We start from the raw sequence: 6,972 nt of genomic DNA, 5'->3' as shown, positions 1-6,972 counted from the left end.
GGGTATAGGTTCAGAGGCACGGGAGCGGCAGTGGTTCGGATTTTCTCTGGCAACGGCGTGTGTCAGCGCAGGTTGGCGAGGATTTCGTAGGAGTGCAGGCGGTCGACGAAATCGTACATATCGCTGGTGAAGATCAGCTCGTCAGCGTTGGTCTGTTCCAGCAGTTGGTTGACGTGGCTGCGGATGGTGTCCGGGCCGCCGACCATGGCCAGACCAAAGAACTCACCCACTGCCTGGCGCTCATGGGCCAGCCATAGGCCTTCCATACTTTTCACCGGCGGTTTCTGCACCAGGCTTTGGCCACGGAGCAGAGCAAGAATGCGTTGGTAGGCGCTGGTGGCCAGGTATTGCGCTTGCTCATCGGTATCCGCCGCCAGCAGCGGCACGCCGAGCATCACATAGGGTTTATCCAGCACGGCAGAAGGTTTGAAGTGGTTGCGATACACCCGAATGGCCTCGTGCATCATGCGCGGCGCAAAGTGCGAAGCGAAGGCGTAGGGCAGGCCACGTTGGCCGGCCAGCTGGGCACTGAACAGGCTGGAACCGAGCAGCCAGATCGGCACATTGGTGCCGGCGCCGGGCATGGCAATCACACGCTGATTGGGTTGTAGCGGGCCGAGATAGCGTTGCAACTCAGACAGGTCTTCCGGGAAATCATCGGCACTGCCCGAGCGCTCGCGGCGCAGGGCGTGGGCGGTGTACTGGTCGGCACCGGGGGCGCGGCCCAGGCCCAGGTCGATACGGCCGGGATACAACGTGGCCAGGGTGCCGAACTGTTCGGCGATCACCAGCGGAGCGTGGTTGGGCAGCATAACCCCACCGGCACCGAGGCGGATGGAACGGGTGCCGGCAGCCAGGTAGCCAATCAGCACCGCCGTCGCGGAACTGGCGATACCGTCCATATTGTGGTGCTCGGCGACCCAGAAACGGGTGAAGTCGAGTTTTTCCGCATGTTGGGCCAGCGCCAGAGAGTTGCGTAGTGCTTGTTCAGGGCCGCCGTCAGTGCGAATCGGCGCCAGATCGAGCACGGAGATCTTGATATCGGAAAGAGTTTTCATAAGCCTCGTTTAACTCCGGGTCAGCGCCTGCGGGCGCATTTCGACTGGGTAGTTCGGGATGAAAGACGCGTGCTAGACGCGAAAGAGGGCAGTCCGTGGCAATACCCGACTGTTTCAGTAGGGCTTACTCTACTGCGCGAAGGTGGCCTCAGGCAAATATCCACCTTGCCGATCAAATTCGCGGCAATAAAAAACCGGCGGCATTGTGTGCCGCCGGTTTGGTCTTGCTTGACCAATCTAGGCGCGATCAATTGCGCTGGTAGACGATTTCCTTGCTTCCCGCTTCGCAGCTGCCAACGACTTTTTTGTCGCCAGCGCTGCCTTTTTCAACAATTTCCAGGCTGTAGGACTTGGCGCCCTTGGCTTGGATTTTTGCATCGATTTCCGACTTCAGTTCTTCGCAGGGTTTTGGCGCCGCGAAGGCCGAGCCGGCCATAACTAACAGGCCTAAGGCCAACATCACTTCTTTCATGGGTAACGCTCCCTCGTTGATAACAAAAATGCTCGAACAACATGCCAAAACTCGAGCAGCAAAATTGACGACCGCAAGCCGCCAAAAGCAACACCGGGCGTTTGTCCCTAGCCTCAGTGGGCGCTGGCGGCAGGAGCCGCCGCGCATTAACAACTCGATCAGTTATCGCCGACGCGGAAACCGACCTTCAAGGTGACCTGATAGTGGCCGACTTTTCCGTCAACAATATGACCGCGGGTTTCGGCCACCTCGAACCACTCCAGATTGCGCACGGTTTTGGCTGTTTCGGCCAGGGCGCTTTGAATGGCGTCTTCGATGCTGGTTGGCGAAGAACCGACGATATCGATCAGTTTGTACGTGTGGTTACTCGACATGCTGCTGTCCTCTCTGTTGGGCGAACGCTATTACAGAGTGAGTCCCGCTCGGCGCCGGATAAGTTCAGATTAGCTGCACTTTCCAAGAAGGGTGCAGTCACACCTCGTACGCCCTTATGAACGACAGGAGAGACTGACCATGGCTATTTTTTCTTCGCGCAATAAATCGCTGCACAGCATCGAAACCGAGATTGAGCACCTGATCTCCAGCCTCGACAGCTTGAAAAGCGAAGTAAGCGACGAGTCGCAAAAGTCGCTGAAAAGCCTGCGCACCAGCGCTGAGCGCGTACTCGGCCATTCCCGCGACTTGCTTAGCGACACTTACTCCGATGTTAAGGAGAAGACCTATAAAGCTGGCGTCGCTACCCGTGATTACACCCGCGAGCATCCCGTCGCATCGGCCAGCCTGGCCTTGGGTGTTGTGGCGTTGGCGGGTTACTTGTTGTTCCGCAACAACGACTGATTGCCTAGCCAGCGTTACGCGCCGTCATCCGCGCGAAGGCGGGGATCCAGAGTTTCATTGCAGCCTCTGGATTCCCATCGCCGCAGCGCCGCCTTCGCGAGGATGACGTCGGTGGCCGGCAAATAGCGCAGCTAACGCAATTGCTGTTCTAACCACGCCGCCAACTTGGCCGCCCGGGCCGACGGTGTTCTGGCTGGTACCCAAAGCGCCAAGCGCGCGCTGGTTTCTACAAATCCCCAGGGTGCCACCAGGCGCCCCGCCGCCAGTTCATCGGCCACCAACTGCTGTGGCGCGATCGCTACGCCTAGGCCGGCCACAGCCGCTTCCAACAAGTAATACAAATGCTCGAAGCCTTGCCCCAAGTGCAATTTCGCCCGACTCACACCTTGGCTCTGCGCCCATTGCGGCCAGGCTTGTGGGCGCGAGGTGGTATGCAGCAGCGCCTCGCCTAATAGCTGTTCGGCTGATGCCTTTTCCAGCCGAGCGAACCCGGCATACCGCGGACTTAACACCGGCCCAATCTGCTCCACGGCCAGTTCGAATACCTGCATGTCGGCTGGCCACGGCGGCTCGGCAAACCACAGCGTGGCGTCGATACCGGCGCGGCGTGGGTCGAGCTCGCCATCACTGGCAGACAGTTGCAGACGCAACTCCGGCAGCTCGCGGTTAAGTCGGTCCAAACGCGGAATAAACCAGCGCGCCAGCAAGCTGCCAGGGCAGGCCAGCACAAAGGGCGCATCGGCAGTCTGCTGCTTAAGCTCAGCGCAGGCGGCACGCAAACGGTCGAATGCCTCAGCACTGGCATCGCGCAAACGTATACCGGCATCTGTGAGTTTTAAGCCGCGACCGTCTTTACTGAACAAGGCCAGGCCCAGGTCTTCTTCCAACAGCCGAATCTGCCGACTCACCGCGCCATGGGTCACGCTTAGCTCCAATGCCGCTTTGCTTATACTTTGCAGGCGTGCGGCAGCTTCAAACGCGCGTAACGCATTGAGGGGAGGAAGATCGCGCGCCATGGCTATAACCCGTGAGTTTTTCTAACAGATGGCGGCGATCTTATCGCTTTATTCGCACGTACGTCGCGCCTAAAGTAGCGCCATCGCCTTTCCTACCCGCGCACCCCGCAGGAGCCACCATGACTCAGACTTCCCTTCGCAGCGGACCCGACGCCACCGGCCTGTTCGGTTCGTTCGGCGGCCAGTACGTCGCTGAAACCTTGATGCCGCTGATCCACGATCTGGCTGCAGAATATGAACGGGCCAAAGAAGACCCCGCCTTCCTCAAGGAACTGGCCTACTTCCAGCGTGACTACGTGGGCCGCCCAAGCCCGTTGTATTTCGCCGAGCGCCTGACCGAGTTCTGCGGCGGCGCGAAGATTTACCTCAAGCGCGAAGAGCTGAACCACACCGGCGCGCACAAAATTAACAACTGCATCGGCCAAATCCTGTTGGCGCGGCGCATGGGCAAAAAACGCATCATTGCCGAGACTGGCGCCGGCATGCACGGCGTAGCCACCGCCACCGTTGCCGCGCGTTTCGGTCTGGATTGCGTGATCTACATGGGCACCACCGACATCGATCGCCAGCAGGCCAACGTGTTCCGTATGAAGCTGCTGGGCGCTGAGGTGATTCCAGTCACCGCCGGCACCGGCACCCTGAAAGATGCGATGAACGAGGCGCTGCGTGACTGGGTGACTAACGTCGACAGCACCTTCTACCTGATCGGCACCGTCGCCGGCCCGCATCCGTACCCAGCCATGGTTCGCGACTTCCAAGCCGTGATCGGCAAGGAAACCCGCACCCAGATGCAAGAGCAGGAAGGCCGCCTGCCGGATTCGCTGGTGGCGTGCATCGGTGGCGGCTCTAACGCCATGGGCCTGTTCCACCCGTTCCTGGATGACAAAAGCGTGCAGATCATCGGCGTTGAAGCTGCCGGCCATGGCATTGCAACCGGCAAACACGCCGCCAGCCTGAACGGCGGTGTACCGGGTGTGCTGCACGGCAACCGCACCTTCTTGCTGCAGGATGACGACGGCCAGATCATCGACGCCCACTCGATTTCCGCCGGCCTCGACTACCCTGGCATCGGCCCGGAACACGCCTGGTTGCACGATATCGGCCGCGTCGAATACACCTCGATCACCGATGACGAAGCCCTGGATGCATTCCATAAATGCTGCCGCCTGGAAGGCATTATCCCGGCGCTGGAAAGTGCCCATGCCCTGGCTGAAGTCTTCAAGCGCGCACCTGGCCTGCCCAAAGATCACCTGATGGTGATTAACCTGTCCGGCCGTGGCGACAAGGACATGCAAACCGTTATGCACCACATGGAAAACAGCGCGCAGGAGAAACACTGATGAGCCGCCTGCAAACCCGTTTCGCTGAACTGAAACAACAGAACCGTGCCGCCCTGGTGACCTTTATCACTGCTGGCGACCCCAGCTACGACACCTCCCTGGAAATTCTCAAAGGCCTGCCGGCCGCCGGCGCCGATGTGATTGAACTGGGTATGCCGTTCACCGACCCAATGGCCGACGGCCCGGCTATTCAGTTGGCCAACATTCGCGCCTTGGCGGCCAAGCAAGACCTGGCGAAAACCCTGCAAATGGTTCGCGAGTTTCGTGCCGGCAACAACGACACACCGCTGGTGTTGATGGGTTACTTCAACCCAATCCACAAATATGGCGTGCCTGCGTTTATTGCCGATGCCAAGGAAGCCGGTGTCGATGGCTTGATCGTCGTCGACCTGCCGCCAGAACATAACGTTGACCTGTGCGACCCGGCTCAGGCGGCTGGCCTGGACTTTATCCGCCTGACCACACCGACCACCGACGATAAGCGCCTGCCGAAAGTGCTGAATGGCAGCTCGGGCTTTGTCTACTACGTATCGGTTGCCGGTGTAACAGGCGCTGGTTCCGCCACCCTGGAACACGTGGAACAGGCTGTTGCCCGTCTGCGTCGCCACACTGATCTGCCGATCAGCATCGGCTTTGGTATCCGTACTGCCGAGCACGCCGCAACCATCGCGCGCTTGGCCGATGGCGTGGTGGTGGGTTCGGCCCTGATCGACCATATCGCCAATAACGCCGATCCAAAGGCCGCGGTGAAAGGCGTGTTGGGCTTATGCGCCGAGCTGGCTGAAGGGGTACGTCGCGCGCGTAAGTAAGCGTTCACGGGCCGAGAAAAACCGCCATCCCCTTTCGGGCATGGCGGTTTTTTTTACGCGCAGGGTAATAACGCAGGTTGGGCCGGTCCGTTGGGCTTCGCCTCTGGCTCACCGAACGCGGACCGACCCAAGCTACGGCGTTGTGCATTACACGCGGAAATGACTGACCAACTGCTGCAACTGCCCACCCAAACGCGCCAGCTCAACGCTGGAAGCGGCGGTCTCATCACTCGCCGCCGCCGTCTGTTCGGACACATCACGCACATTAAGAATGCTGCGGCTGATTTCTTCGGCCACTGCGCTTTGCTCTTCAGCCGCCGCCGCGATCTGTTGGTTCATCGACTGAATATTGCTCACCGTGGAGGTGATGCTTTCCAGCGCCGTACCAGCTTTGCGGGTGAGCAGCACGCTGCTGTCGGTCAGGCTGCGGCTATTGCTCATCACCGTGGCCACGCGCTCGGAACCGCTTTGCAGACCGGCGACTAAGCCGGCGATTTCTTCGGTGGACTGCTGGGTGCGTTGAGCCAGGCTACGCACCTCGTCAGCTACCACAGCAAAACCGCGACCGGCTTCGCCAGCACGCGCCGCTTCAATGGCAGCGTTAAGGGCCAGCAGGTTGGTCTGGTCGGCCACGGCTTTAATCACGTCCATCACGCTGCCGATTTTGTCGCTTTCCTGTTGCAGCACGCGCATGGCTTCAGTGGAGCGGCTGACCTCATCGGCCAGGCGTTCAATCTGGGCAATCGCTTCGCCGACGACCTTGTCGCCTTCGCGGGCTTCTTTGTCCGCCAGGCTGGCCGCTTGCGAGGCCTGTTCAGCATTGCGCGCCACTTCCTGCACAGTGGCGGACATTTCGTGCATGGCGGTAGCCACTTGGTCGGTCTCGATTTTCTGGCTATTAACCCCGGCGCTGGTTTGCTCAGTCACCGCCGACAACTCTTCCGCGGCGCTGGCGATCTGCGTGACACCGTCGCGGATACCGCCAATCAAGTCGCGCAACGTTGCGCCCATCCGCTGGATACCTTGCTGCAACACCCCCAGTTCATCGCGGCGAGTGACTTGAAGGTTTTGCGTCAGGTCGCCATCGGCGATGCGCTGCACCACGGCCATGGTCTGCGCCAAAGGGCGAGTGATCTGTCGAGTAATGACCACCGCAGCCAGCACACCGAAGAGGATCGCCAGCGCGGTGGCTGCCAATTGCATCTGCCGGGCCTGCGCGCTTTCGGCATCACGGCGTTCGGTTTGGATTTTGTTGAGGTCTTCGTTGAGCTTGACGATGGTGGTGCCCTGATCGGTCATTTCTTTGCGGGCCTGGGCGATGTTATCGGTGGCCGCTTTGAAGCGGCCTAGCGCCGCGCGGTAGTTCTCCAGATCGGTTTCCAGGTCTTGCAACTCGCTAGCATTGCTGGCGCCAAATGGGCCTTTGAGGCTCTCTAGAGC

8 protein-coding genes are annotated in these 6,972 nt (G+C 60.1%); 3 read left to right on the top strand and 5 right to left on the bottom strand.

Translation table 11 applies throughout. From position 1 onward, the window contains the following. Positions 1 to 62 precede the first annotated feature (62 nt). From AAAB16_RS08670 to AAAB16_RS08660, 3 genes are all read right to left on the bottom strand, one after another. A complete protein-coding gene (locus AAAB16_RS08670; RefSeq protein ID WP_340662969.1) occupies positions 63 to 1,058 on the bottom strand; it encodes an LLM class flavin-dependent oxidoreductase in 996 nt (331 codons plus the stop codon). Between the two features lie 247 nt (positions 1,059 to 1,305). Beyond that, the gene (locus AAAB16_RS08665) at positions 1,306 to 1,530 is read right to left on the bottom strand and encodes a DUF1161 domain-containing protein (RefSeq protein ID WP_340662968.1); all 225 of its coding nucleotides are present in this window, start codon (positions 1,528 to 1,530) and stop codon (positions 1,306 to 1,308) included. 158 nt (positions 1,531 to 1,688) lie between these two features. Then, the gene (locus tag AAAB16_RS08660; protein ID WP_110615534.1) at positions 1,689 to 1,904 is read right to left on the bottom strand and encodes a dodecin; all 216 of its coding nucleotides are present in this window, start codon (positions 1,902 to 1,904) and stop codon (positions 1,689 to 1,691) included. A gap of 139 nt (positions 1,905 to 2,043) precedes the next feature. Here AAAB16_RS08660 and AAAB16_RS08655 point away from each other — a divergent pair, with 139 nt between their 5' ends. After that, on the top strand, positions 2,044 to 2,367 hold the full coding sequence (locus AAAB16_RS08655) for a DUF883 family protein (RefSeq protein ID WP_110615535.1): 324 nt from the start codon (positions 2,044 to 2,046) through the stop codon (positions 2,365 to 2,367). Positions 2,368 to 2,498: 131 nt separating this feature from the next. On the opposite strand, the gene AAAB16_RS08650 is transcribed toward AAAB16_RS08655, so the two are convergent. Beyond that, positions 2,499 to 3,383: a LysR family transcriptional regulator gene (locus AAAB16_RS08650; RefSeq protein WP_340662967.1), complete on the bottom strand. Its 885-nt coding sequence runs from the start codon at positions 3,381 to 3,383 to the stop codon at positions 2,499 to 2,501. A gap of 119 nt (positions 3,384 to 3,502) precedes the next feature. On the opposite strand from AAAB16_RS08650, the gene trpB reads away from it, so the two are divergent. Next, a complete protein-coding gene (gene trpB, locus AAAB16_RS08645) occupies positions 3,503 to 4,723 on the top strand; it encodes a tryptophan synthase subunit beta (RefSeq protein WP_340662966.1) in 1,221 nt (406 codons plus the stop codon). After that, positions 4,723 to 5,532, top strand: coding sequence for a tryptophan synthase subunit alpha (gene trpA / locus AAAB16_RS08640; RefSeq protein WP_340662965.1), 810 nt, complete (start codon positions 4,723 to 4,725; stop codon positions 5,530 to 5,532). The genes trpB and trpA overlap by 1 nt, the downstream gene beginning before the upstream one ends. Before the next feature lie 147 nt (positions 5,533 to 5,679). Here trpA and AAAB16_RS08635 read toward each other — a convergent pair. After that, positions 5,680 to 6,972, bottom strand: a 1,293-nt coding sequence (locus AAAB16_RS08635) for a methyl-accepting chemotaxis protein (RefSeq protein ID WP_340662964.1), incomplete at its 5' end; no start/stop codon positions are given.

This window comes from Pseudomonas sp., from assembly GCF_037994325.1.
Taxonomy (GTDB): Bacteria; Pseudomonadota; Gammaproteobacteria; order Pseudomonadales; family Pseudomonadaceae; genus Aquipseudomonas.
Note: the sequence above shows the minus strand (reverse complement) of the source record. Positions and strands in the feature narration are given on the sequence as shown.